At 64.8% G+C, this 25,056-nt stretch carries 22 protein-coding genes; 19 read left to right on the top strand and 3 right to left on the bottom strand.

What is annotated here, in order from left to right; translation table 11 throughout:
• Positions 1-43: 43 nt before the first annotated feature.
• The 18 genes from R4P57_RS09370 to R4P57_RS09455 all read left to right on the top strand — a co-directional run bounded on the left by R4P57_RS09370 (position 44) and on the right by R4P57_RS09455 (position 21,691).
• Entirely contained in the window at positions 44-856 is an 813-nt protein-coding gene (locus R4P57_RS09370; RefSeq protein ID WP_317802562.1) for a TIGR03084 family metal-binding protein, read from the top strand.
• A complete protein-coding gene (locus R4P57_RS09375) occupies positions 853-2,547 on the top strand; it encodes an acyclic terpene utilization AtuA family protein (RefSeq protein ID WP_317802563.1) in 1,695 nt (564 codons plus the stop codon). Before R4P57_RS09370 ends, R4P57_RS09375 begins: the two co-directional genes overlap by 4 nt.
• Positions 2,544-3,692 (top strand): acyl-CoA dehydrogenase family protein, encoded by a 1,149-nt coding sequence (locus tag R4P57_RS09380; protein ID WP_317802564.1) that lies wholly within the window; start codon positions 2,544-2,546, stop codon positions 3,690-3,692. The genes R4P57_RS09375 and R4P57_RS09380 overlap by 4 nt, the downstream gene beginning before the upstream one ends.
• Positions 3,689-5,287, top strand: a complete 1,599-nt coding sequence (locus R4P57_RS09385) for an acyl-CoA carboxylase subunit beta (protein ID WP_317802565.1) — start codon at positions 3,689-3,691, stop codon at positions 5,285-5,287. The genes R4P57_RS09380 and R4P57_RS09385 overlap by 4 nt, the downstream gene beginning before the upstream one ends.
• 4 nt (positions 5,288-5,291) lie before the next feature.
• The gene (locus tag R4P57_RS09390) at positions 5,292-7,295 is read left to right on the top strand and encodes an acetyl/propionyl/methylcrotonyl-CoA carboxylase subunit alpha (RefSeq protein ID WP_317802566.1); all 2,004 of its coding nucleotides are present in this window, start codon (positions 5,292-5,294) and stop codon (positions 7,293-7,295) included.
• Entirely contained in the window at positions 7,292-8,452 is a 1,161-nt protein-coding gene (locus R4P57_RS09395; RefSeq protein ID WP_317802567.1) for an acyl-CoA dehydrogenase family protein, read from the top strand. The genes R4P57_RS09390 and R4P57_RS09395 overlap by 4 nt, the downstream gene beginning before the upstream one ends.
• Positions 8,452-9,204: an enoyl-CoA hydratase family protein gene (locus R4P57_RS09400; protein WP_317802568.1), complete on the top strand. Its 753-nt coding sequence runs from the start codon at positions 8,452-8,454 to the stop codon at positions 9,202-9,204. Before R4P57_RS09395 ends, R4P57_RS09400 begins: the two co-directional genes overlap by 1 nt.
• A gap of 28 nt (positions 9,205-9,232) precedes the next feature.
• On the top strand, positions 9,233-9,856 hold the full coding sequence (locus R4P57_RS09405) for a TetR/AcrR family transcriptional regulator (protein ID WP_121873594.1): 624 nt from the start codon (positions 9,233-9,235) through the stop codon (positions 9,854-9,856).
• 47 nt (positions 9,857-9,903) lie between these two features.
• Positions 9,904-11,322: a guanine deaminase gene (locus R4P57_RS09410; protein ID WP_317802569.1), complete on the top strand. Its 1,419-nt coding sequence runs from the start codon at positions 9,904-9,906 to the stop codon at positions 11,320-11,322.
• A 42-nt stretch (positions 11,323-11,364) separates the two neighbouring features.
• Positions 11,365-11,892, top strand: coding sequence for a hypothetical protein (locus R4P57_RS09415; protein WP_317802570.1), 528 nt, complete (start codon positions 11,365-11,367; stop codon positions 11,890-11,892).
• Positions 11,893-11,924: 32 nt separating this feature from the next.
• A complete protein-coding gene (locus tag R4P57_RS09420; RefSeq protein ID WP_317802571.1) occupies positions 11,925-12,443 on the top strand; it encodes a DUF3558 domain-containing protein in 519 nt (172 codons plus the stop codon).
• Positions 12,440-12,967, top strand: coding sequence for a DUF3558 domain-containing protein (locus R4P57_RS09425; RefSeq protein ID WP_317802572.1), 528 nt, complete (start codon positions 12,440-12,442; stop codon positions 12,965-12,967). The genes R4P57_RS09420 and R4P57_RS09425 overlap by 4 nt, the downstream gene beginning before the upstream one ends.
• A gap of 294 nt (positions 12,968-13,261) precedes the next feature.
• Complete coding sequence (gene rpsL, locus R4P57_RS09430) at positions 13,262-13,636, top strand: 30S ribosomal protein S12 (protein WP_008714048.1); 375 nt, start codon at positions 13,262-13,264, stop codon at positions 13,634-13,636.
• 1 nt (position 13,637) lies between these two features.
• Positions 13,638-14,108 carry a 30S ribosomal protein S7 gene (gene rpsG / locus R4P57_RS09435; protein WP_003941856.1) on the top strand — a complete coding sequence of 157 codons (471 nt, stop codon included), beginning with the start codon at positions 13,638-13,640 and terminating at the stop codon, positions 14,106-14,108.
• Positions 14,109-14,203: 95 nt separating this feature from the next.
• The gene (gene fusA / locus R4P57_RS09440; protein WP_317802573.1) at positions 14,204-16,306 is read left to right on the top strand and encodes an elongation factor G; all 2,103 of its coding nucleotides are present in this window, start codon (positions 14,204-14,206) and stop codon (positions 16,304-16,306) included.
• A 102-nt stretch (positions 16,307-16,408) separates the two neighbouring features.
• Positions 16,409-17,599, top strand: a complete 1,191-nt coding sequence (gene tuf, locus R4P57_RS09445; RefSeq protein ID WP_317802574.1) for an elongation factor Tu — start codon at positions 16,409-16,411, stop codon at positions 17,597-17,599.
• Positions 17,600-17,873: 274 nt separating this feature from the next.
• Positions 17,874-19,169, top strand: coding sequence for a 3' terminal RNA ribose 2'-O-methyltransferase Hen1 (locus tag R4P57_RS09450; protein ID WP_317802575.1), 1,296 nt, complete (start codon positions 17,874-17,876; stop codon positions 19,167-19,169).
• A complete protein-coding gene (locus tag R4P57_RS09455) occupies positions 19,166-21,691 on the top strand; it encodes a polynucleotide kinase-phosphatase (RefSeq protein WP_317802576.1) in 2,526 nt (841 codons plus the stop codon). The genes R4P57_RS09450 and R4P57_RS09455 overlap by 4 nt, the downstream gene beginning before the upstream one ends.
• Positions 21,692-21,802: 111 nt before the next feature.
• Here the strand turns inward: R4P57_RS09455 and R4P57_RS09460 are convergent, their stop codons facing one another.
• Genes R4P57_RS09460 through R4P57_RS09470 form a run of 3 tightly spaced genes read right to left on the bottom strand, consistent with a single transcriptional unit; the run spans position 21,803 to position 23,707 of the window.
• Positions 21,803-22,192 carry a hypothetical protein gene (locus tag R4P57_RS09460; RefSeq protein WP_317802577.1) on the bottom strand — a complete coding sequence of 130 codons (390 nt, stop codon included), beginning with the start codon at positions 22,190-22,192 and terminating at the stop codon, positions 21,803-21,805.
• A gap of 25 nt (positions 22,193-22,217) precedes the next feature.
• Entirely contained in the window at positions 22,218-22,769 is a 552-nt protein-coding gene (locus tag R4P57_RS09465; protein WP_317802578.1) for a hypothetical protein, read from the bottom strand.
• Complete coding sequence (locus R4P57_RS09470) at positions 22,769-23,707, bottom strand: Asp23/Gls24 family envelope stress response protein (RefSeq protein WP_317802579.1); 939 nt, start codon at positions 23,705-23,707, stop codon at positions 22,769-22,771. The genes R4P57_RS09465 and R4P57_RS09470 overlap by 1 nt, the downstream gene beginning before the upstream one ends.
• 185 nt (positions 23,708-23,892) lie before the next feature.
• Here R4P57_RS09470 and ilvA point away from each other — a divergent pair, with 185 nt between their 5' ends.
• Positions 23,893-25,056 (top strand): threonine ammonia-lyase, encoded by a 1,164-nt coding sequence (gene ilvA, locus R4P57_RS09475; RefSeq protein WP_317802800.1) that lies wholly within the window; start codon positions 23,893-23,895, stop codon positions 25,054-25,056.

The following is a 25,056-nucleotide window of genomic DNA, read 5'->3' on the forward strand; positions in this document are numbered from 1 at the left end:
AAGCGTGCTTGCTTTTTTCAGGACCTCCTGTGAAGCTGGGCTCATGGCAGACCTCGACCTTCTCGTCGACGACCTCCGCGCCGAGGGCAACGACCTCGATGCACTCGTGGCCGAGTTGACCCCGGAGCGATGGGCGGCACCGACACCGGCCGCGGGCTGGAACGTCGCACACCAGATCGCGCATCTTTCCTGGACCGATCACGTCGCGGAGCGGACCACGTCCGGCGCATCCGGCGATATCGAGGCCAAGGAGGAGTTCGCTCTCACTCTGAAGAAGGCATGGGAGAACCCCACCGGCTTCGTCGACGAGGCCGCCGAGGAAGAATCTCGCAACCCGAACCTCCTGAGTGAATGGCGAACCCGACGCACCGCCATGACTGACGCGCTGATGCAGGTGCCGTCGGGGACCAAGATCGACTGGTTCGGACCCCCGATGAGTGCGGCGTCCATGGCCACAGCGCGTCTTATGGAGACCTGGGCCCACGGTCAGGATGTCGCCGACGCCGTGGGCGTCACCCGCGTTCCCACCGACCGAATCCGCGGTGTCGCGCACATCGGCGTCCGCACAAGGGATTTCGCCTACGCGGTCAACCAGCAGGCTCCGCCCACCGAACCGTTTCGCGTCGAGCTCACCGCGCCGTCGGGGGAGCTCTGGACCTGGGGCCACGAGAACGCCGCCCAACGTGTGAGTGGTCCGGCGCTCGACTTCTGCCTTCTCGTCACCCAGCGCGCTCACCGCGACGACCTCGGTATCCATGCCGAGGGAACCGACGCCGCGCACTGGCTCACCATCGCCCAAGCCTTCGCAGGCCCTCCCGGGGTCGGACGGACACAGTCAGGACGAGAGCAAGCATGACCGTACGAATCGGCAATTGCTCCGGCTTCTACGGAGACCGGCTGTCTGCGATGCGCGAGATGCTCGAGGGCGGCGAACTCGATTACGTCACGGGCGATTACCTGGCCGAGCTGACGATGCTCATTCTCGGCCGTGATCGTATGAAGGACGCGACCCGTGGCTACGCCAAGACCTTTCTGCGGCAGGCCGAGGATTGCCTGGGGTTGGCACTGGACAAGGGTGTCAAGATCGTCGCCAACGCAGGCGGACTCAATCCCCGAGGCCTGGCCGAGGCATTGGAGAAGCTGGACTCCGGCGCGAAGATCGCCTACGTCGACGGCGACGACCTCCTCGGCCGAGCGGCCGAACTCGGCCTGGGTAACCCGCTGACCGCAAATGCCTACCTCGGCGCATGGGGCATCGTGGACTGCCTGAACTCCGGGGCAGACGTCGTGGTCACCGGTCGCGTCACCGACGCCAGTGTCATCGTCGGGCCTGCAGCGGCCCATTTCGGTTGGACTCCAACCGATTACGACGCGTTGGCCGGGGCTGTGATCGCCGGACATGTCATCGAATGCGGAACGCAGGCGACGGGTGGCAACTACTCTTTCTTCACCGAAATCGCAGACATGTCTCGTCCCGGATTCCCCATCGCCGAGATCGAGTCCGACGGTTCGTCCGTCATCACCAAGCACGAGGGCACCGGCGGTGCCGTGAGCGTCGGCACCGTGACCGCTCAGCTGCTGTACGAAATCACCGGCGGGCGTTACGCGAACCCGGACGTCACCGCGAGGATCGACTCGGCGATCCTGTCGCAGGAGTCCAGTGATCGGGTGTCCATCACCGGCGTGACCGGCGAAGCTCCGCCGCCCACCTACAAGGTCTCGCTCAACTCGCTCGGCGGGTTCCGCAACGAATTCACGATGGTGCTCACCGGGCTCGACATCGAGGCCAAAGCCGAACTGGCGCAGAGACAATTCGAGTCCTGGCTCACTGCGCGGCCGACCGAACTGGACTGGACCCTGGTACGCACCGACAAGCCCGACGCCGCGACCGAGGAGACGGCCAGTGCTCTGCTGCGGTGCGTTGTCCGCGACGCGAACCCCGACGTCGTCGGACGCACGTTCTCGGCGGTAGCAATCGAACTGGCACTGGCCAGCTATCCCGGATTCTCGGTGACCGCGCCACCCGGAAACGGTGCGCCGTACGGAGTGTTCACGGCAGGATTCGTCGACGCAGCCGAGGTACCGCACGTCGCGCACCTGGCCGACGGGACCGAAACTGCCGTAGCTCCGTCGCAGCAGACTCAGGTACTGGAGCCCGTGGAAGAACCAGCGCTGCCGGCACCGAGAGCAGCCGAAGCGACCATCAGGCTTCCACTCGGAACCATCACCGCGGCCCGAAGCGGCGACAAGGGCGGCAACGCCAACGTGGGGGTCTGGGTCCGCACCGACGACGAATTCGCCTGGCTGGTACACGCATTGACGGTCGAGACTCTCAAGCAGATGCTGCCCGAGGCCGGCCGCCTCACCGTCACCCGGCACGTTCTGCCCAATCTGCGGGCCGTGAACTTCGTCATCGAGGGCATCCTCGGCCAGGGCGTTGCTTCGCAGGCCAGATTCGATCCACAGGCCAAGGGGCTCGGTGAGTGGCTGCGGTCGCGGCACATCGACATCCCGGAAACACTCGCGTACAAGGGAGAACTCGTATGAGTACATGGACGACGCCGGAGCGTCAGCAGCTTCGAAAGACCGTACGCAGCTTCGTCGAACACGACATTGCACCGCACATGAATCAGTGGGAAGCCGACGGCGAGATTCCTCGTGATCTGCACAAGAAGGCGGCGGCTCTCGGTTTGCTCGGAGCCGGCTTTCCCGAGGAGGTCGGTGGCAGCGGCGGTGATCTTGCCGACGCGGTCGTGATCTGCGAGGAGATGCATCAGGCCGGCGCGTCGGGTGGCTTGTTCGCATCTCTGTTCACCTGCGGAATTGCGTTGCCGCACTTGATTGCGGCCGGAGATCGGCAGCAGATCGAGAAGTGGGTCGAGCCCACGTTGGCGGGGGAGAAGATCGGCTCGCTGGCGATCACCGAGCCGGGTGGCGGTTCCGACGTCGGCCACCTCAGGACGAAGGCGGTCAGGGACGGCGACCACTACGTCGTCAACGGATCCAAGACGTACATCACCTCGGGGTGCCGAGCAGACTTCGTCGTCACTGCGGTCCGCACCGGAGGCGAAGGCGCAGGCGGTGTTTCCCTGCTCGTCATCGAGAAGGGCACACCCGGGTTCGAGGTGACGAGCAAGCTCGACAAGATGGGTTGGCGCGCATCGGACACCGCGGAGCTGTCGTTCGTCGACGCCCGCGTCCCCGTCGCCAACCTCGTCGGTGCCGAGAACAGCGGCTTCGCGCAGATCGCGCAGGCATTTCTCACCGAGCGCATTGCCCTCGCCGCTCAGGCCTACGCCAGCGCGCAGCGGTGCCTCGATCTCACTCTGCAGTGGGTCCGCGATCGCGAGACCTTCGGAAAGCCGCTCATCGCACGGCAATCCGTACAGAACACCGTCACCGAAATGGCTCGCAAGATCGACATCGCGAGGGTCTACACGCGATCCCTCGTCGAGAGATCCATGCAGGAGAAGCACGACTTCATCGCCGAGGTCTGCTTCGCGAAGAACACCGCCGTCGAATCCGGAGAGTGGGTCGCCAATCAGGCGGTGCAACTCTTCGGCGGGCTCGGCTACATGCGCGAGAGCGAGGTCGAGAGGCAGTACCGCGATATGCGCATCCTCGGCATCGGCGGCGGCACCACCGAAATCCTCACCGGACTGGCAGCGAAACGATTGGGGTACCAGGCATGAGCGTGCTGAAGTCCACCCTCGACACCACCTCGGAGCAGTACACCGGAAGCGTCAAGGCGATGAACACCAAACTCGGCGAGATCGACGCCGAGCACTCGAAGGCTCTGCTCGGTGGCGGTCAGAAATACGTCGAGCGACACAAGAAGCGTGGCAAGCTTCTCGCCCGTGAACGCATCGAGTTGCTGATCGACGAGGACTCGGCATTTCTGGAACTGTGCCCACTCGCGGCCTGGGGCAGCGACTTTCCCGTCGGGGCCAGCACCGTCATGGGTATCGGCGTCGTGTGCGGCGTCGAATGCCTCATCGTGGCCAACGATCCCACGGTTCGCGGCGGAGCCAGTAACCCGTGGACGCTGAAGAAAGGGTTCCGCGGCAACGACATCGCCACGCAGAACCGGCTTCCGGTCATCTCCCTGGTCGAATCCGGTGGAGCCGATCTACCGACCCAGAAGGAGGTGTTCATCCCCGGCGGTCGCATGTTCCGTGATCTGACGCAGCTCTCGGCGGCGGGCATCCCCACGATCGCCCTGGTGTTCGGTAACTCCACCGCCGGTGGCGCGTACATCCCCGGCATGTCCGATCACGTCGTCATGGTCAAGGAACGTTCCAAGGTCTTCCTCGCCGGCCCACCACTGGTCAAGATGGCCACCGGCGAGGACTCCGACGACGAGTCCCTCGGCGGGGCCGAGATGCACGCCCGAAAGTCCGGTCTCGCAGACTACTTCGCCGTCGACGAGCAGGACGCCATCCGGATCGGACGCAGTATCGTCTCCCGGCTCAACTGGAAGAAGAAGGGCCCCGAGCCTCGCGTCGAGGTCATCGAGCCACTGGCCGACCCCGAGGATCTGCTCGGCATCGTCCCCACCGATCTGAAGATCCCGTTCGACCCACGCGAGGTCATCGCCCGCATCGTCGACGGGTCCGATTTCGACGAGTTCAAGCCCATGTACGGCGGATCGCTCGTCACCGGATGGGCCGAGCTGCACGGATATCCGATCGGCATTCTGGCCAACGCCCGCGGTGTGCTCTTCAGCGAGGAATCGCAGAAGGCGACGCAATTCATCCAGCTCGCCAATCGGTCGAACACCCCACTTCTGTTCCTGCACAACACCACCGGCTACATGGTCGGCAAGGAATACGAGGAGGGCGGGATGATCAAGCACGGTTCGATGATGATCAACGCCGTGTCCAACTCCACGGTGCCGCACATCTCCATTCTGCTCGGAGCGTCCTACGGAGCCGGTCACTACGGCATGTGCGGACGCGCATTCGATCCGCGATTCCTCTTCGCCTGGCCGTCCAGCAAATCCGCCGTCATGGGCGGCGCGCAGCTCGCCGGTGTCATCTCCATCGTCGGACGCGCCGCCGCCGAAGCTCGCGGACAAGCCTTCGATGCCGAAGCCGATGCCGGAATGCGCGCGATGATCGAAGGCCAGATCGAGGCCGAGTCGATGCCGATGTTCCTCTCTGGACGCCTGTACGACGACGGCGTCATCGACCCCCGTGATACCCGCACGGTGGTGGGAATGTGCCTGTCGGCCATCGCCACCGCCCCGATCGAAGGCACCGCCAACTTCGGTGTCTTCCGGATGTGACGCCATGACTGTGTTATCTGGTCACTACGCAGGCTCCGCTCCTGTCAGCAGCATTCTCGTAGCCAACCGCGGCGAAATCGCCCGACGCGTCTTCACCACCTGCCGCTCCGAAGGCATCGACACGGTCGCGGTGTTCTCCGACGCCGACGCGAACTCCCCGCACGTGCGTGAGGCCGACCAGGCAGTGCGGCTACCCGGCAACAGTTCGGCCGAGACGTACCTGCGCGGCGAGCTCGTCATCGCCGCAGCTGCGGCCGCCGGAGCCGACGCCGTGCATCCGGGATACGGATTCCTCTCCGAGAACGCCGATTTCGCTCAGCAGGTGCAGAACGCCGGCCTGACCTGGATCGGGCCGCCCGTCAAGGCCATCGAACTGATGGGCTCGAAGGTCGAGTCCAAGAAGATGATGGCCGGCGCCGGGGTGCCGGTGCTGACCCAGCTCGATCCCGAGTCGGTCACCGAGAACGAGCTTCCGGTGCTGATCAAGGCCTCCGCGGGCGGCGGCGGGCGCGGCATGCGCATCGTCCGTAACCTCGAGAACCTGGATTCGGAGCTCGAAGCAGCTGGGCGCGAAGCGCTCTCGGCGTTCGGCGACGGAACGGTGTTCGTCGAGCGGTACATCGAGACCGGTCGACACATCGAAGTGCAGGTCATGGCAGACAGATTCGGTACGGTGTGGACGGTGGGCGAGCGCGAGTGCTCGATCCAACGCAGGCATCAGAAGGTCGTCGAGGAGGCGCCGTCCCCGCTCGTCGAACGTATCGACGGCATGCGCGAGAAGCTCTTCCATGCGGCGACACTGGCCACCGAGGCCATCGGCTACGAGGGTGCGGGCACCGTCGAATTCCTCGCCGACGAGAAGGGCAACTTCTTCTTCCTCGAGATGAACACTCGTCTGCAGGTGGAGCACCCGGTCACCGAGTGCACGACGGGACTCGACCTGGTGGCATTGCAGATCAGGGTCGCCGCGGGGGAGCGGTTGCCCGCCGAGCAGCCGAAGACGCGTGGACACTCCATCGAAGTTCGCCTCTACGCAGAGGATCCGGCCCAGGACTGGCAGCCACAGAGCGGTGCCGTGCACCGATTCGAGATCCCCGGTGCGCAGTTCGAGGTTCTCGCGAAGGCTGGAATCAGGGTCGATTCAGGCGTCGAGACCGGCAGTGTGGTGGGAACTCACTACGACCCGATGCTCGCGAAGGTCATCTCGTTCGCGCCGACGCGGGATCAGGCCGCGAGTCTGCTGGCGAAAGCGTTGCACAAGGCCACCGTTCACGGACTGAAGACCAACCGCGATCTACTGGTCAACACCCTGCGGCATCCGGCGTTCCTGGCCGGGGATACCGACACGGCGTTCTTCGACACGCACGGGCTCGATGTCCTGGCTCAGCCGATCGCACACGGCCGCGCCCAGAAACTGTCGGCTCTCGCAGCTGCTTTGGCCGACGCAGCGAACAACACCGCGCAGGCGCGGGTGAACCGGGGATTGCCCGGTGGCTGGCGCAATCTCCGGTCGCAACCGCAACGCAAGACATACAACGACATCACCGTCGAATATTCGATCGGACGCAGCGGACTCACCTCCTCGGTGGAGGGTGTCGAACTCGGTGGCGTCGAACTGATAGAGCACACCCCGACGCGGGTGACTCTCGACGACAACGGAATCCGTCGCATCTTCGAGGTGAGCAGCTACGGGTCGGACGTCTTCGTCGATTCCGCGTTCGGGCCGGTCAGGTTGATCAAGGCCCCGCGGTTCACCGACCCCACCGAGGAGGTCGCGGCTGGTTCGTTGCTCGCACCGATGCCGGGCAGTGTCATCAGAATCGCTGCTGCGCAGGGCGATACCGTCACCGCCGGTCAGCCGATCCTGTGGCTCGAGGCGATGAAGATGGAGCACACGGTGACCGCGCCTGCCGATGGTGTGCTCACCGAATTGAACGTAGTGGAAGGTCAGCAAGTCGAAGTCGGTGCAGTTCTGGCCGTGGTATCAGAAGGAGCGGAGCAATCATGAGTTTCATCGAGACCGAAGAGCAGAAGGGACTGCGCAACGCAGTCTCGTCACTGGGCAAGCGCTACAACTACATCGACTACGTGCTGCCGAAGGCGCGCAAGGGTGAGCCGCTGACCGAACTGTGGAACGAGGCGGGCAAGCTCGGCTTCCTCGGCGTCAACCTGCCCGAGGAGTACGGCGGCGGTGGCGCAGGCATCTACGAACTCGCGCTCGTGCAGGAGGAGTTGGCCGCGCACGGTGCCGGTCTGCTGCTCGTCGTCGTCAGCCCGGCCATCTGCGGCACCATCATCGGCAAGTACGGTACGGCCGATCAGAAGCAGGAGTGGCTCACCGCTCTCGCCGACGGGTCCAAGATCATGGTCTTCGGCATCACCGAACCCGACGCCGGATCGAACTCTCACCAGATCACCACCACGGCGCGTCGTGACGGTGACGAATGGATCTTGAAGGGCAACAAGATCTACATCTCCGGTGTCGACCAGGCCGACGCCGTGTTGATCGTTGCGCGCACCGAGGATTCCAAGACCGGCAAGCTCAAGCCTGCCCTGTTCATCGTGCCCACGGACGCTCCGGGTCTGCAGAAGACGCAGATGCAGATGGACATCGTCGAGCCCGATCACCAGTTCGTGCTGTTCCTCGACGACGTCAGGCTCCCCGCCGAGGCGCTCGTCGGTGAGGCCGACGCCGCCCTGATGCAGCTGTTCGCGGGACTGAACCCCGAGCGCATTCTCGGTGCCGCAATGGCAGTCGGGATGGGTCGCTACGCCATCGACGCAGCGGTGAAGTACGCCAACGAGCGCACCGTCTGGAAGACGCCGATCGGAGCGCATCAGGGTCTCGCGCATCCCTTGGCGCAGTGCAAGATCGAACTCGAACTCGCCAAGCTGATGATGCAGAAGGCCGCGGTGCTCTACGACTCCGGCGACGACTTCGGCGCTGCCGAGGCGGCGAACATGGCGAAATACGCTGCGGCCGAGGCCAGTATCAAGGCGCTGGATCAGGCGATCCAGACCCACGGTGGTGCAGGCCTGAGCAGTGAGTACGGCTTGGCTGCGATGCTCGGGGCCGCCCGCATCGCCCGCGTCGCGCCGGTGAGTCGAGAGATGATCCTGAACTTCGTGAGCCAGCACTCACTCGGACTGCCGAGAAGCTACTGATGGCCGTTCTGGCCGAGTCGGGCAACGGCACAGCATATTTGACGTTGGATTCGCCGCAGAACCGGAACGCGCTGTCCTCGGTGTTGGTCGAGGAGCTGACAGCGGGCCTCATCGCTGCGGCGCTCGACGATGACGTCAGAACGATCGTGCTCGGCCACACCGGCACCACGTTCTGTGCCGGAGCCGACCTGCGAGAAGCAGGCGCATCACCGGAACTGCGCACCCGGCAGATGCTCGACTTGATGCGGTTGATCATCGACACCCCGAAACCCGTCGTCGTGCACATCGACGGACATGTGCGGGCAGGCGGGATGGGGCTCGTCGCGGCCTGCGATGTCGCGATCGCCGGACCCGAGAGTTCGTTCGCGTTGACTGAGGTTCGGCTGGGCCTGGCCGCATCGGTCATCTCGGTGGCCGTGCTGCCGCGGCTGACCTCCCGCGCGGCGAGTCGCTACTTCCTGACCGGGGAGACGTTCGACGGTGCCACGGCCGAGGCGATCGGTCTGGTCACTGTGGCCGACGCCGTTCCCGCGGCCGCGGTGGCCGACTACATGATCATGTTTCGGAAGTGTTCGCCGCAGGGCCTGGCCGAGTCGAAGCGCCTCACCACGGCCGCGATCCGGCGCGAGATGGACGAGCGCGGGACGGCCGTCGCCGAGCAATCGGCCAGGTTGTTTACGTCCGACGAGGCCCGAGAGGGGATGATGTCCTTTCTGGAGAAGAGGCCCCCGTCCTGGGTCGTCGAGAAGTAGGTCGGTAGTAGGGAGTATGGCGATGGTGATGGCGCGCGAACCCAAGCAGGACCGCAGCAGGGTGACGCGTCAGCGACTGCTCGAGGCGACGATCGATTCACTCGCGGAGCAGGGCTGGGTTGCCACGACGGTCGGCGTGGTCGCCGAACGTGCCGGCGTCTCCCGCGGCGCGACCCAGCATCATTTCCCGACGCGTGAGGACCTGATCACCGGAGCGCTCGAGTACATGTTCGACACTCGGATGGACAGCGCTCGCCGCGAGGCACAGGAGATTCCGGCGGGCCCCGGCCGGACGAAACTGGTGGTGGAGCGGCTCGTCGAGTACTACACCGGACCGATGTTCAAAGCGGCACTTCAGGTCTGGACTGCGGCGTCGGCCGACCCCGAGTTGCGCGATCGGATCGTCCCTCTCGAAGAACGATTCGGTCGTCGAGCCCACCAGATGGCCGTCGAGAACCTCGGTGTCGACGACAACGATCCCGTCACGCACCGGCTCGTCCAGGCAACACTCGACCTCGCTCGCGGTCTTGGCCTGGCCGATGTCCTCACCGACGACGCACGACGACGTGCCGAGGTGGTGCGCTCGTGGGCAGAGGTATTGGATGCGTCGTTGAACGCGCGGCTGTCCGCCGCTCCGGCGGGAGCGCGTTAGACCCACACGGTCTGCGCCGCAGCGCAACCTGTGCTTGAGTCTGGCGGGTGACTTCCGATACCGCACGCGTGCACCGCGGCCATATTTTTCACGTCGCAGGCTCGCCCACCGTGACGGACGCGTCGGCCTCGTTGGTGTCGATTCCCGACGGTGTGCTCGTGGTGTCGGACGAGGGGAAGGTCGAGTTCTGCGGCGAGTTCGACTCTCTCCCAAGTCGATTCGCGCAGGTGCCGATTGCGGATCATCGACCCGGGTTTCTGTTGCCTGGGTTCGTCGACACGCACATTCACTTTCCGCAGACCTACGCCGGAGATTCCTACGGCGGCGGGCAACTCCTCGAGTGGCTGAACACCTGCATCTTTCCGTCCGAGTCCCGGTTCGCCGATCCCGAGTTCGCTGCCGCTGCGGCCAGAGATTTCTGTGCTGCGCGAATCCGGGCCGGAACTACGCAGGCGATGGTGTTCGGATCGGCGTTCCCGCATGCGCAGGACTCGCTGTTCTCCGAGACGCTCGAGCACGGGCTGCGCATCGTCAGTGGACGTGGAGTCCAGACCACCGGGCCGGCGTCGGCGCGGGCCCTGATCACCGGTGAGGACGAGGCCATCCGGCTGGTGTCCGAGGAGATCGAGAGGTGGCACGCAGCCGACACCGGCGATGTCGACACGGCGTTGTTGCACGTGGCCGTCGTACCGCGGTTTTCGCTCTCGGTGACGACCGAGACGCTGAAGAACCTCGGCGAGCTCTACGATTCCGTCCGCGCGCGAGGTGTCTACTTCCACACACACCTGAACGAGAACAACCGGCCGGGAACCGGCGAGATCGACGCCACCAAGAACGCCTACGGGGTGCACACGTACCTCGACACCTACGACGGCAAGTTTCTGCCGGGCTCGCAGGTCGGTGGAAAGAGCTTCCTGGGTCGGCGCACCATCCTGGCCCACGCGGTGCACTGTCAGGACGCCGAACTCGCGCGAATGGCAGAGACCGGCACGTCCATCGCGCACTGTCCCACCTCGCAGCAGTTCCTCGGCTCGGGCACCATGCCGTGGCTGCGAACCGTTGCCGCGGGGGTGAACATCGCCATCGGGTCGGACTTCGGCGGCGGTGACGAGTGGCTGCTGCCGCAGGTCCTGGCCGATGCGTTCAAGGTGCACATCTCCGAGGCCTGTGATGCCGGACTGTCCCTGCATCCCGCCGAATTGCTGTTCACCGGAACACTCGCCGGGGCCCGCGCGCTGGACATGGAGAACCGAATCGGCAACTTCGACGCGGGCAAGGAAGCCGACTTCGTCGTGGTCGATCCGTCCGCATGGCCGCAGCTCGCGGCGGCAGTCGACCACGGCGTTCGCGCCGACGATCCCGAGCTCGCCCGCGACCAGACCCTGTTCGCTCTGCTGATGGCGATGCGCGAGCCCGCCATCGTCGGCGTCTACGTCCAGGGCCGGAAGCTCGCCGCTTCGCGGTAACGTGTGGCGACTCGCTTCCAAAGGATCAGGAGACACACAGGTATGGCTCGTCGGACTCGATTCGGTCTACTCGCAGCGGCATTCGCGGCTGTGGGCACCATGGCCCTCGCGCCGGTCGCACAGGCCCAACCGCCTGCCGATGCTCCCCCTGCACCCACCGAGAACGCGCCTGCACCCCCGCCCGGACCGGTTCCCGTCCCCGTTCTGCAGATCCCCAACCTCGGGGTCACCGTCGGCGGACTCGTCGTGCCGGATCAGTGGATCGGGACGATCGAGGTCGCCAGCACCGAGACGCCGGGACTGACCCACATCTGGGGCCGCGCCGCCGAGCCGCGGATCTGCACGTCCTATCAGAACTTCGCCAGCCTGCAGGTCGACTTCGTCAACATCGCCAACGGACGCACCGGGTCGGTGAACGCACCGATCTGCCAGCAGGGGAACGGCGTGTTCGAGCCCTCGGGGCCGGTCGTCGCCGATACCGGCAGCGGCCCGGTCCTGTTCACCGCACACGTCGTCGCCTACGGCATTCTGTTCGCCATTCCCGGCGTCGGCGGATTCTCGGCCCCGTAGATGTGAGCCCCCGTAGACGTGAGCCCCTGCAGATGACGAGACGATTCGCGATGGTCGTGTCGGCAACAGCTGTACTCATCGCCGGCTGCGGCGGTGCGGAGGAGGACGCTGCGGCACCGGAGGACACTGCCCCGACCACCGCGGCATACGAGCCCGGCCCCTTCTTCGGCGAATGCGGATCGATCACCGACGCCGAGGTGCAGTCCGCGTTCGGTGCAGGCCCGTTCGCGCAGATCACCCGTAATTCCGTCGGTTGCCAGTGGGAGACCACGGGGTTCGGCGGGCCCGGCGTCAGCTTCTCCTGGTACCGCGGCAGCCCCATCGGACGCGAACGCGCCGGTTCCGAGCTGATCGGCCGTCCGGCGAAAGACATCGAGATCGACGGCAACCCCGGCTTCGAGGCCGAGATGGGTGCGCTGTGCGAGATCGGCGTGCAGTTCGGCGACGACTTCTTCCACTGGTCGATCACGTACTCATTCGAACCTGCGGCGCGCCCGCCGTGCGATGTCGGAAACGAGCTCGCGACGCTGGCTGTGGAGCGCAAGCAATGACGCGCAGACGAGTGATCGCGGCGGCGTCGACCCTGTTGCTCGTCGCCGGATGCGCCCAGACCGTCGAGGGAACCGCGCGACCGGCGAGCTTCGGTGGATCCGGTGGCCAAGAATTCACCGAGTTGTTGACCGAGTGCGATGCGGTCTCCGATGACCAGATCGCCGAGACCACCGGCGCCGACGCCATCGAACGTGGCTTCTTCGGGGCCATCTGCCGGTGGGATCTCGTCGGCTCGGCGGGCACGGTGAAGGTCACGTTCAACTGGTTCGAGTCCGGCACTCTGGCGGCCGAGCGGGCCGCCGACGAGAAGATGATGTACACCGTCACCGACACAACAGTGCAGGGCCGCAAGGCAATCCAGGCTCAGCGTCCCGATGACTCCGCGTCGTGTGGAGTCTCGGCCGGTGCGGATCGGGACGGCATCTTCGGGTGGTGGGTGCAGTACCAGCCGGACGCCGCTCATCCCGATCCATGCCAGGCCGCGGCGAAGCTCGCCGATCTCACGCTGAACCTCAGTCGATAGCCCGCGTATCCACACGAGGGGTGTTTTGACCCGAGGTGACGCCGCCGGGTATCGTTATGGGTCGTGTCCGGCCTGGCCGGACCGTTTGTGTGCCTATGCGAGGTACAGCCGTGCGCACGTTCGCTCGAAGAGCGCGCAACCGGCTGGACGTGTGGGGGTATGCGACACACCCGACCGCGGGGTGCAAGAGACCCGCAGAAGTAGTACCGGAGCAGCAGCGGTACCGGGTGAGGAGCAGTGTTCTCTTGCTCCAACTGCTAGATCCCTGTTCATCGACACGAAGAAAGCCGGTTTATGCCAACGATCAACCAGCTGGTCCGTAAGGGACGCACCGACAAGGTCGCGAAACTGAAGACCGCTGCCCTCAAGGGCAGTCCACAGCGCCGTGGCGTGTGCACTCGCGTGTACACCACCACCCCCAAGAAGCCGAACTCCGCTCTCCGTAAGGTCGCGCGTGTTCGTCTGACCTCCTCGGTCGAGGTCACTGCATACATCCCCGGTGAGGGTCACAACCTGCAGGAGCACTCGATGGTGCTCGTTCGCGGCGGTCGTGTGAAGGACCTCCCGGGTGTGCGTTACAAGATCATCCGCGGCTCGCTCGACACCCAGGGTGTCAAGAACCGCAAGCAGGCTCGCAGCCGCTACGGAGCCAAGAAGGAGAAGAGCTGATATGCCACGCAAGGGCCCAGCACCCAAGCGGCCGCTGATCAACGACCCGGTCTACGGATCGCCGTTGGTCACGCAGCTCGTCAACAAGATTCTCCTCGACGGCAAGAAGTCGACCGCAGAGCGCATCGTCTACCAGGCGCTCGAGCAGGCTCGCGAGAAGACCGGCACCGACCCCGTCGTCACGCTCAAGCGTGCACTCGACAACGTCAAGCCGGCCCTCGAGGTTCGCAGCCGTCGCGTCGGTGGTGCCACCTACCAGGTGCCCGTCGAGGTTCGTCCCGGCCGCTCCACCACGCTGGCACTGCGCTGGCTGGTCACGTTCTCGCGCGCTCGTCGCGAGAAGACCATGGTCGAGCGTCTGGCCAACGAGTTGCTCGACGCCAGCAACGGCCTCGGTGCCGCTGTGAAGCGTCGTGAGGACACTCACAAGATGGCCGAAGCCAACAAGGCGTTCGCTCACTACCGCTGGTGATCTCCTCGCTCGGGCGGTATTCGGAACTATCCGATACCGCCGGAGCGTTGATCAGCTCAGGCAATACCTCTTCCAACACCAAGGCGGGTTAACTCGTGGCACAGGACGTGCTGACCGACCTACTCAAGGTCCGCAACATCGGCATCATGGCCCACATCGATGCCGGCAAGACCACCACTACCGAACGCATCCTCTTCTACACCGGTATCTCGTACAAGATCGGTGAAGTTCACGATGGCGCAGCCACCATGGACTGGATGGAGCAGGAGCAGGAGCGTGGCATCACGATCACCTCTGCTGCCACGACGTGCTTCTGGAACGACAACCAGATCAACATCATCGACACCCCCGGTCACGTCGACTTCACCGTCGAGGTGGAGCGTTCGCTCCGCGTCCTCGACGGTGCTGTCGCAGTGTTCGACGGCAAAGAAGGTGTCGAGCCGCAGTCCGAGCAGGTGTGGCGTCAGGCCGACAAGTACGACGTGCCGCGTATCTGCTTCGTCAACAAGATGGACAAGCTCGGCGCGGACTTCTACTACACCGTGCAGACCATCATCGATCGTCTCGGTGCCAAGCCGCTGGTCATCCAGCTGCCCATCGGCGCTGAGAACGACTTCGAGGGCGTCATCGACCTCGTGCAGATGAAGGCTCTCGTGTGGAGTGGCGAGACCAAGCTCGGTGAGAAGTACGAGATCCAGGAGATCCCGGAACATCTCAAGGAGCGCGCAGACGAGTACCGCGAAATGCTGCTCGAGACCGTGGCCGAGTCCGACGAAGCGCTTCTGGAGAAGCACTTCGGCGGCGAAGAGCTCACGATCGAGGAGATCAAGGCTGCCATCCGCAAGATGACGGTCAACAGCGAGCTGTACCCGATCCTGTGTGGATCCGCGTTCAAGAACAAGGGCGTTCAGCCCATGCTCGACGCGGTCATCGACTACCTCCCGTCTCCCCTCGACGTTGCCGAGACCATCGGACACGCCGTCGGCGACGAGGAGAAGGAGATCACTCGCAAGCCGTCCGCAGACGAGCCGTTCGCAGCTCTCGCGTTCAAGATCGCGACTCACCCCTTCTTCGGCAAGCTGACCTACGTCCGGGTGTACTCGGGCAAGGTCGACTCCGGCGCTCAGGTCATCAACTCGACCAAGGGCAAGAAGGAGCGTCTGGGCAAGCTCTTTCAGATGCACTCCAACAAGGAAAACGCGATCGCGACCGCATCTGCCGGTCACATCTACGCCGTCATCGGCCTCAAGGACACCACGACGGGTGACACGCTCTGCGATCCGCAGAACCAGATCATCCTCGAGTCCATGAGCTTCCCGGACCCGGTCATCCAGGTCTCGATCGAGCCGAAGACCAAGTCCGACCAGGAGAAGCTGGGAACAGCAATCCAGAAGCTCGCCGAAGAGGATCCCACCTTCTCGGTGAAGCTGGACGAGGACACCGGCCAGACCGTCATCGGCGGCATGGGCGAGCTGCACCTCGACATCCTCGTCGACCGTATGCGTCGCGAGTTCAAGGTCGAGGCCAACGTCGGCAAGCCGCAGGTCGCGTACCGCGAGACCATCCGCAAGACGGTCGAGAAGCACGACTACACCCACAAGAAGCAGACCGGTGGCTCCGGCCAGTTCGCGAAGGTCATCATCAAGCTCGAGCCTTTCGAGGGCGAAGACGGTGCGACCTACGAGTTCGAGAACAAGGTCTCCGGTGGTCGTGTGCCCAGGGAGTACATCCCCTCGGTCGACGCAGGTGCTCAGGACGCCATGCAGTACGGTGTTCTCGCCGGATACCCCCTGGTCAACGTCAAGGTCACACTGCTCGACGGTGCGTACCACGACGTCGACTCGTCGGAAATGGCCTTCAAGGTCGCCGGCTCACAAGCGTTCAAGGAAGCCGCCCGCAAGGCCAGCCCCGTCATTCTCGAACCCGTCATGGCCGTCGAGGTCATCACGCCCGAGGATTACATGGGTGAGGTCATCGGCGACCTGAACTCCCGCCGTGGTCAGATTCAGGCCATGGAGGAACGCAGCGGTGCCCGTATCGTCAAGGCACTGGTTCCGCTGTCGGAGATGTTCGGCTACATCGGAGACCTTCGGTCGAAGACGCAGGGCCGCGCAAACTACTCCATGGTCTTCGATTCGTACGCAGAAGTTCCCGCGAACGTCGCGAAGGAAATCATCGCGAAGGTGAACGGAGAGTAATTCTCTTCGTTTGCTGGACCACGCTCGACCTGTAATAAGAAACAACACATACGCGTGCTTGCCCCGCAGGGGTACGCACAGATCAGTCCAGGAGGACACACAGTGGCGAAGGCGAAGTTCGATCGGACGAAGCCGCACGTCAACATCGGCACCATCGGTCACGTTGACCACGGTAAGACGACGCTGACGGCTGCAATCACCAAGGTTCTGCACGACAAGTTCCCGGACCTGAACGAGGCATCGGCTTTCGATCAGATCGACAAGGCTCCGGAGGAGAAGGCTCGTGGTATCACGATCAACATCTCCCACGTCGAGTACCAGACCGAGAAGCGCCACTACGCGCACGTCGATGCACCGGGTCACGCCGACTACATCAAGAACATGATCACCGGCGCGGCACAGATGGACGGCGCAATCCTGGTCGTGGCAGCAACCGACGGCCCGATGCCGCAGACCCGCGAGCACGTGCTGCTCGCTCGCCAGGTCGGCGTGCCGTACATCCTGGTCGCACTGAACAAGGCCGACATGGTCGACGACGACGAGATCATCGAGCTCGTCGAGATGGAGGTCCGCGAGCTCCTCGCTTCGCAGGAGTTCGACGAGGACGCACCGGTCATCAAGGTCTCCGCTCTCAAGGCACTCGAGGGTGACGAGAAGTGGGGCGCGTCTGTCCTGGAGCTCATGCAGGCTGTCGACGATTCCGTCCCGGATCCCGTCCGTGAGACCGACAAGCCGTTCCTCATGCCCGTCGAGGACGTCTTCACCATCACCGGCCGTGGCACCGTGGTCACCGGACGTATCGAGCGCGGCTCGGTCAACGTCAACGAAGAGGTCGAGATCGTCGGCATCCGCCCCGGCTCGACCAAGACCACCGTCACCGGAATCGAAATGTTCCGCAAGCTGCTCGATTCGGGTCAGGCAGGCGACAACGTCGGCCTCCTCGTTCGTGGCATCAAGCGCGAAGACGTCGAGCGTGGACAGGTCATCATCAAGCCGGGCACCACGACTCCCCACACGGAGTTCGAGGGCAACGCTTACATCCTGTCCAAGGACGAGGGCGGCCGCCACACGCCGTTCTTCAACAACTACCGCCCGCAGTTCTACTTCCGTACCACGGACGTTACGGGCGTTGTGACCCTTCCCGAGGGCACCGAGATGGTCATGCCCGGTGACAACACCGAGATGTCCGTCACGCTGATCCAGCCGGTCGCCATGGATGTCGGCCTCCGTTTCGCAATCCGTGAGGGCGGTCGTACCGTCGGAGCCGGTCGCGTCACGAAGATCGTCAAGTGATCTAGGTCCACCCAGCACGACTCGAGCGGCACTCACCTTCGGGTGGGTGCCGCTTTTGCGTGCGCCCTTCCCCTGATCGTCAATGGATTATTGCACCGCTCGGACGTATGCAATGGTCCATTGACGCGGCCCGAGGTGGCCACCCCACAGTGGGTGAATGGACCCTTGCAGCGGTCAGACGTATGCAGTGGTCCATTGACGCGGCCCGAGGGCCCCGAAAAATGGGACGCATCGGGCGCGGCTGTCCCGTAACGTCGCAGCGGTGCTACTGACCGTGACTGCAAATGCCACAACCGATTTCCCGGATGCCTCCGATATCGGGTATTTGTTGCACAAGCACCCCGATCGCGTGCAGAGCTGGAACCTGCCCATGGGCACCACCACAGTGCTGTATCCGGAAGTCTCGGCCCAGCGCACCACCGTCGCAGTCCTGCTGAACGACGGTGCCGCGTCCGGACTGGCAGTGGCTCTGTCGCGACTGTTCAAGCAGACGCTCGCCGGCGTGTGCACCGGAAGTCCTGAATTGGTTTCCGCTGCAATCGATCTGACCATTGCTTTGCCGGCGGCACCATCGCGTGGTGCCGCTGATCTCGCGTCCCGGATGTTCGGTCCGTTGGGGTGGAATGTCGACGCGACGGCCATCGCGTTGGACCCGACTCGACCCGACTGGGGCAACTCCGAGTACATCGATCTGGTCTTGACCGGAACCTTCACGCTGTCGGCCGCGCTGCGGCACCTGTATGTCCTTCTCCCCGTGCTCGACGACGGGAAGCACTATTGGGTGGGCGAGGACGAGGCCGACAAACTCGTTCGAGCAGCAGGGGATTGGCTGGGCGATCACCCGGAGTCTTCGTTGATCGCGTCGCGCTACCTGGCGCACCGTCGCGAACTCGTAGCCTCGGCGCTCGACCGACTCGTCCCGGATGCGCCCGAAGAGGGTGCCACTCCGAGAGATCCCACGTTGGCCGAGCAACGGGTGCGTGCCGTACTGGCGGCACTGACAGGGGTCGGCGCGAAGTCGGTGATCGACCTCGGTTGCGGTGAGGGTCGACTGCTGCGAGAGCTGTTCGCAGACAACGACTTCGAGCGGATTGTCGGCGCCGATGTGAGTGATCGTGCACTTGCCAAGGCTCAGCGCAGGCTGCGTGTGGACGACATGCCCGATCGGCAGCGCGCTCGGATCGAGCTGGTCCAGTCGTCGGCCACGTACCGCGACGTTCGGTTGCAAGGATTCGACGCGATGGTGCTCATGGAGGTCATCGAACACGTCGACCTCGACCGGCTTCCGGCATTGGTGCGTTCGGTGTTTCGCGAGGCACGTCCGCGAACGGTTCTCGTCACCACACCCAACTCCGAGTACAACGTGCTGTATCCCGGCCTCGAACCAGGAACCTTCCGTCACGTCGACCACCGATTCGAGTTCACCCGCGCGCAGTTCGAGCAGTGGGCGTCATCGGTGGCCGACGGCCACGCCTACTCGGTTCGTTTCGACCGCATCGGCCCTGTCGACGACATGCACGGCACCCCGACCCAGATCGCAGTATTCACCCGAGAGGAGCAGTCGCCATGAGTACCTTCGACATTCCGGATCTGTCCCTCGTCGTACTCGTCGGCATCAGCGGCTCCGGCAAGTCGTCGTTCGCCGCGCAGCACTTCGGTCCGTACGAGACGGTCTCGAGTGATGCCTGCCGTGGCATGGTGAGCAACGATCCCAATCTGCAAAGTGCGACCAAGGACGCGTTCGCGCTGCTGGAGTTTCTCGTCGCAACCAGGTTGCGGGCCGGCTTGCTCACTGTCGTCGATGCGACGAACGTCCAACCGGCCGCGCGTAAAGCACTGATCGCGCTGGCTCGTGAACACGATGTACTCCCGGTCGCCGTCGTACTCGATGTGCCGGAAGCCGTGTGCGCACAGCGCAACGCCGAACGCTCCGACAGGACGTTCGGCCGAGACGTGCTGCGCCGCCAGCAGTCCCAGTTGCAACGCTCGATGCGGGGGCTGTCCAAGGAAGGTTTTCGCTCGGTCCACGTACTCGACGGTGTGGAGGCGGTGGAGTCGGCGACGTTCGTTCGTACCCCGCTGCGCAGTGATCGCCGCGAGCTCACGGGACCGTTCGACGTCATCGGCGATATCCACGGGTGTCTCGACGAGCTCGAAAGCTTGCTCACAGCATTGGATTACACGGTGGAGCGGGACGAGGCCGGTAGAGCGGTCGGCGCAACGCCGCCGCCCGGTCGTACCGCGGTGTTCGTCGGTGATTACGTCGATCGCGGACCGGACTCGGTGGGAGTCCTGCGGCTCGTGATGGGAATGGTCGGTGCCGGTGCGGCATTGGCAGTCCCGGGCAACCACGAGAACAAGCTCGTCAAGGCACTGCGGGGCCGGAAGGTGACTACTTCGCACGGTCTCGCCGAGACCCTCGAACAGCTCGCCGCCGAGCCGGAACAGTTCCGACGGGACGTGCTCGAATTCTGCGACGGCCTCGTCGCGCACCTCGTGCTCGACGGCGGAAGGCTCGTCGTCGCGCACGCCGGCCTTGTCGAGAAGTACCACAACCGGGCGTCGGGCAGGGTTCGAAGCTTTGCTCTGTACGGAGACACCACCGGCGAGACCGACGAATTCGGCCTGCCGGTGCGGTATCCGTGGGCGCAGGACTATCGGGGCTCGGCGACGGTGCTCTACGGGCACACGCCGGTGCCGGAAGTGGAGTGGGAGAACAACACTGCGTGCCTCGACACGGGATGCGTCTTCGGCGGGAAGTTGACGGCGCTGCGCTATCCGGAGCGCGAGGTGGTGTCGGTGCCGGCCGAGAAGGTCTGGTACGAGCCTGCCCGCCCGATGGGCGCGTTCACGCGGGATGCAGCGTCGCTCGATCTGTCCGACGTGATCGGCCCGACGGGGGTCGAGACGTCGCTGCGTGGGCGGGTATCGGTTCGGCCGGAGAATGCCGCGGGAGCACTGGAAGTGATGAGTCGGTTCGCACTCGCTCCGCAGTGGCTGCACTATCTGCCGCCGACGATGGCTCCGAGTGGAACATCGCAGCGCGAGGGATATCTCGAGTATCCGAGGGAGGCATTCGACGCGTATCGCGCGCTCGGTGCGTCGACGGTGATCTGCGAGGAGAAGCACATGGGCTCGCGGGTGGTCGTGGTGGTGTGTCGAGATGCAGACACCGCTCGGGAGAAGTTCGATGCGCCGGAGGGAGTGCTCGGCACCGCGTACACGCGGACGGGGCGTCCGGTGTTCGACGAGTCGCTCACCGGCGAGCTGATCACCGGGGTGTCCGACGCGATCGAGAAGGCCGGTGTGTGGGACGAATTGGCCTCGAGCTGGCTGATTCTCGACTGCGAACTGATGCCGTGGTCTGCCAAAGCGGAGGGCCTGATCAAGACCGAGTACGCCGCGGTCGCTGCGGTGTCTCGGGCGAATCTCGGGGCCGAGGCGGCGGTGCTGGCATCGGCCGGATCGCGCGGTTTGGATGTGCAGGAGTTGCTGGAACGGAACACCGTTCGGCAGGGCAACCTGGGCGAGTTCACCGCCGCCTATCGGCGGTACATCTGGCCTACGGACGGACTCGACGGGGTTCGGATTGCGCCGTTTCAGGTGCTGGCGTCCAGCGTCGAAACGTATGCGGATCGTCCGCACACGTGGCACCTCGACGTTGCCGATCGACTGGTGGCAGCAGCTCCCGAGGTGTTCGCCACCACCCGTCGAATCGAGGTCGATCTGTCGACGCCGGATTCGGTTGCGGCAGGCGAGAAGTGGTGGGAGGAGTTGACGGCGCAGGGCGGCGAGGGCATGGTCGTCAAGCCTGCGGCGAATGCTCCGTGCGGAAAGATGCAGCCCGGCATGAAGGTTCGCGGCCGAGAGTACCTGCGGCTGATCTACGGTGCCGACTACACCGACCCGGATCGACTGACTGCACTGCGTAACCGAAACGTGGGACACAAGCAGTCGATGGCCCTACGCGAATACGCACTGGGAATGGAAGCGCTGGATCGTTCGGTGCGCGGTGAGCCGCTGTATCGCATCCACCAGGCGGTGTTCGCCGTCCTGGCACTGGAATCCGAGCCGGTGGACCCGCGGTTGTAAGTGCCGAGGGCTGCACGTACGAAGGACATCAACCTGTTCGGATCAATGTGGATTTCAGTCACTCTGAGTGCAACAAAGCCGCATTGATCCGAACAGGGAGGGGCAGCGGCACTAATTCTCGGGCGACGAGAACGGACTGATGCCGGCGCTGATCGGTGCCGCGATTGCAGCGGCCACGGCTATGGACGCCCAGAACGTGGGTGAGTCCCACAGCAGGCCTCCTGCCAGTCCGCAGACCGCGACAACGGTGCCGGATCCGACCAGCAGTGCCGACCCCACAGCTGCGTGGACGAGGGAGCTTCGATCGCGGTTCTGTCGCGCTTTGAGCCAGATCATCGCCCCGGTCGCGACGAACACCAGTGGGGCGTAGAAGTAGACCGAACTGCCGCCGAGTTTCGAGGCGAAGGCGGCAACTACCAGTACCGCTCCGAATGCAACGGGCACCGCGAGGGGCATGCCGCCGGACCATCTTTCGAACCTACTGCGCGTCGATGCCGTCATGGCTCTACCGTACCGCCGGGGACTGCTACCGCCGTTTGTCCACGTGCAATTGAATTCGGGTGGCGACGTGTGTACCGGCGAGTGATTCGGCCACGAATGCGGCACGTGATTCGGCCCGGGCGGTGAATGCGACCACATCGAAATCTGCTGCAGCATAAACCGACACAGCGACGGTGGGCAGTCCTCGATCGTCGATCGCCGTACCGCGGGCGCGTCGAACACCGGGGAACTCGGCCAACTCCGCGGCGACCCCCGAGGCGATGGCGCTCAGGTCCACGTGCGCCGAGAAATGGGGCTCCTCGATGACGCTTGCCGTTCCGGTCGTGCGCGGAGAGAAGTTGCCGATCAACAGGAGCAGTGCCATGACAACTGCGATACAGACAACCACGGCCATCGTCGGCACCCACCAGCCCTGTTCCGGTAGGGCGGCGATTCGCGCACGATCGAAGCGAGACAGCATCTCTCGTGCCCACGGAACGTCGTAGTGCCAGGCAAGCGCGAAGCTACCTCCCGCGATCAACCCCACCCCGGCCACGATCGCGAGGAGTCGATCGACCCCGGCGACGAACGTCTTCATCACGACACCCTCGTCGGAGCTGCCACCGACTGCGTCACCGTCAGTCGCCGTCCGCCCGCAGCAACCGACAGTGTCGGAGCGAGTGCCTCCCGCACGGCTGCGTCGACGTGCTCGGCATCGACGGCCCCGTCACGCGCGACTTGCACCTCGATCTTCCTGCGCGTGACGACGGTGTGTGCGTCCGCGACTCCGCGCGTGGACTGCGCTGCAGCACTGCACAATCGAGCTATGTCGGTCGGCGTGGCCCAGACGGTCGACGCCGATTCACCCAGGCCGGAATGCGTCTTCGTTCGCGGCTTGACCCCGATGAACACGAGGAGCAGTCCGACGACGGCTGCACCGATTGCGGCGGCGATCATCCAACTCTGCCAGTGCAATCGGGCTGTCCAGGACACAGCGTCGGCGATCCACGGGCTACCGCCGAGGTGGCCGCGTGCGATCAGGAATTCCCTGCCGGCGACGAAGGCCACACCGAGGAGTGCGAACCCGAACATCAGTGCCACCGGCATCGCGGCAGGCCCGGCGGTGGGTGGACGAGGTGGGATGACCTGCGATGCTTCGGTATTCGAGGTGGACGAGTAGCCGGTGTCCAGTGTGGTGTCCGATACCAGGACGTTCACCCGATGCACGTGCAGCCCCGTCATCGTCGCCAACGCGGCCTCGACGGTGGCGTGTACGGACTCGGTCACCTCGGTGATCTGCGACGGCCAGGTCACACCGATGTAGAGGTTGACGGCAATCGTGTCCTCGCCGAGGGTGACGTCCGCGCGGGGGAGTTCTCGACCGGTCAGTCGCGAGAAGCCGCCCGTGGTGCGCGTGACCCGAGGATCCTTCAGTGCCGCCGCGATGGCGGTGCGTGACATGGCCCGATCCTTGATCTCGACGCTGCCACGCATCTCGCGGTCGCTGTCGACCTCGTCGGATCCAGCCTGCGTCATCACCGAGAATCCTTTGCGCCGGTCGCGGCTCGCTGTGGTGCGGCACGCGCTCCACAACTGTAGTGACGACCGGCGGCGGATGACGTCACGAGAGTAATTGTTCCTGGCATACTGCGACCGTGTCGGAAATTGTGCGGGTGACCGCGTCGGATATTGCGTCGGCCGAGGAGCTGCTGGAGCCGGTCATGCGCCGGACCCCTGTGGTGGCCTCGCGAATCCTGTCGGACCTGACCGGCCACGAGGTGCGGCTCAAGTGCGAGAACCTGCAGCGCACCGGATCGTTCAAGCCGCGCGGGGCGTACAACCGCATCGCCCGGCTCGACGCCGAGGAACGGGCTCTCGGGGTCGTGGCGGCCAGCGCAGGCAATCACGCTCAGGGTGTCGCGTGGGCGGCGTCGCAGGTGGGGATCGACTCGACGGTCTTCATGCCGGTGGGAGTGTCGCTTCCCAAGCTCGTCGCCACCAAGGCCTACGGCGCGACGGTTCATCTGGTGGGCAACACGGTGGACGAGGCGCTGAAGTCGGCCAGGGAATTCGCCGAACGCACCGGTGCCACTCTCATTCACCCGTTCGACCACCTCGACATCGTCGCGGGGCAGGCGACGTTGGGTACCGAACTGCTGCAGCAGATGCCGGACGTCGGCACCATCGTGATTCCCACCGGCGGCGGTGGACTGTTGGCCGGTGTCGCCGCGGCGGTCAAGCTGACCAAGCCCGATATCAGGATCGTCGGCGTGCAGGCCGAGGGCGCTGCCGCGTGGCCGGCGTCGCTGAAGGCAGGGCATCCGATCGCGTTGACATCGATGTCGACGATGGCCGACGGCATCGCTATCGGGCTGCCCGGATCGGTGCCGTTCGATCACGTGCAGGGATGGGTCGACGACGTGGTGACCGTCAGCGAGGATGCGCTGTCGCGGGCGTTGGTGCTGTGCATCGAGCGCGCGAAGCTGATCGTGGAACCGGCGGGGGCAGCGGCGGTGGCGGCGCTGATGACGCATTCCGCGGACGAACTCGGATTGACCGGCTCGGTGTGCGCCATCCTCTCCGGCGGGAACATCGACCCGCTGCTGCTCACCCACGTCATCACCCACGGTCTCCGAGCGGGCGGACGTTATCTCGCTGTACGCGTGACCATTTCGGACAAGCCGGGCGGACTCACCGGGGTACTCGGGGTGGTGCGCGACGCCGGGGCCAGTGTGGTCGACGTGGTCCACTCTCGTACCGGCGGACGTCTCGGCCTCGAGGAGGTCGATGTGATGTTGACCGTCGAGACCCGCGGACCCGACCACCGCGGTTCGGTGCTCGATGCCTTGGGCGCGGCCGGGTACGCCGTGCACGTGGAGAACTGA

It is taken from the genome of Rhodococcus sp. IEGM 1330 (genome assembly GCF_033142445.1).
Lineage (GTDB): Bacteria > Actinomycetota > Actinomycetes > Mycobacteriales > Mycobacteriaceae > Rhodococcoides.

Coding starts and splice junctions, on each gene's coding strand:
- R4P57_RS09385 (WP_317802565.1), top strand. CDS start 3,689: ATGAGCGTGCTGAAGTCCACCCTCGACACCACCTCGGAGCAGTACACC.
- R4P57_RS09400 (WP_317802568.1), top strand. CDS start 8,452: ATGGCCGTTCTGGCCGAGTCGGGCAACGGCACAGCATATTTGACGTTG.
- R4P57_RS09395 (WP_317802567.1), top strand. CDS start 7,292: ATGAGTTTCATCGAGACCGAAGAGCAGAAGGGACTGCGCAACGCAGTC.
- R4P57_RS09465 (WP_317802578.1), bottom strand. CDS start 22,769: ATGAAGACGTTCGTCGCCGGGGTCGATCGACTCCTCGCGATCGTGGCC.
- R4P57_RS09460 (WP_317802577.1), bottom strand. CDS start 22,192: ATGACGGCATCGACGCGCAGTAGGTTCGAAAGATGGTCCGGCGGCATG.
- R4P57_RS09370 (WP_317802562.1), top strand. CDS start 44: ATGGCAGACCTCGACCTTCTCGTCGACGACCTCCGCGCCGAGGGCAAC.
- R4P57_RS09470 (WP_317802579.1), bottom strand. CDS start 23,707: ATGACGCAGGCTGGATCCGACGAGGTCGACAGCGACCGCGAGATGCGT.
- R4P57_RS09425 (WP_317802572.1), top strand. CDS start 12,440: ATGACGCGCAGACGAGTGATCGCGGCGGCGTCGACCCTGTTGCTCGTC.
- ilvA (WP_317802800.1), top strand. CDS start 23,893: ATGCGCCGGACCCCTGTGGTGGCCTCGCGAATCCTGTCGGACCTGACC.
- R4P57_RS09420 (WP_317802571.1), top strand. CDS start 11,925: ATGACGAGACGATTCGCGATGGTCGTGTCGGCAACAGCTGTACTCATC.
- rpsL (WP_008714048.1), top strand. CDS start 13,262: ATGCCAACGATCAACCAGCTGGTCCGTAAGGGACGCACCGACAAGGTC.
- R4P57_RS09390 (WP_317802566.1), top strand. CDS start 5,292: ATGACTGTGTTATCTGGTCACTACGCAGGCTCCGCTCCTGTCAGCAGC.
- R4P57_RS09375 (WP_317802563.1), top strand. CDS start 853: ATGACCGTACGAATCGGCAATTGCTCCGGCTTCTACGGAGACCGGCTG.
- rpsG (WP_003941856.1), top strand. CDS start 13,638: ATGCCACGCAAGGGCCCAGCACCCAAGCGGCCGCTGATCAACGACCCG.
- R4P57_RS09415 (WP_317802570.1), top strand. CDS start 11,365: ATGGCTCGTCGGACTCGATTCGGTCTACTCGCAGCGGCATTCGCGGCT.
- R4P57_RS09405 (WP_121873594.1), top strand. CDS start 9,233: ATGGCGCGCGAACCCAAGCAGGACCGCAGCAGGGTGACGCGTCAGCGA.
- R4P57_RS09380 (WP_317802564.1), top strand. CDS start 2,544: ATGAGTACATGGACGACGCCGGAGCGTCAGCAGCTTCGAAAGACCGTA.
- R4P57_RS09455 (WP_317802576.1), top strand. CDS start 19,166: ATGAGTACCTTCGACATTCCGGATCTGTCCCTCGTCGTACTCGTCGGC.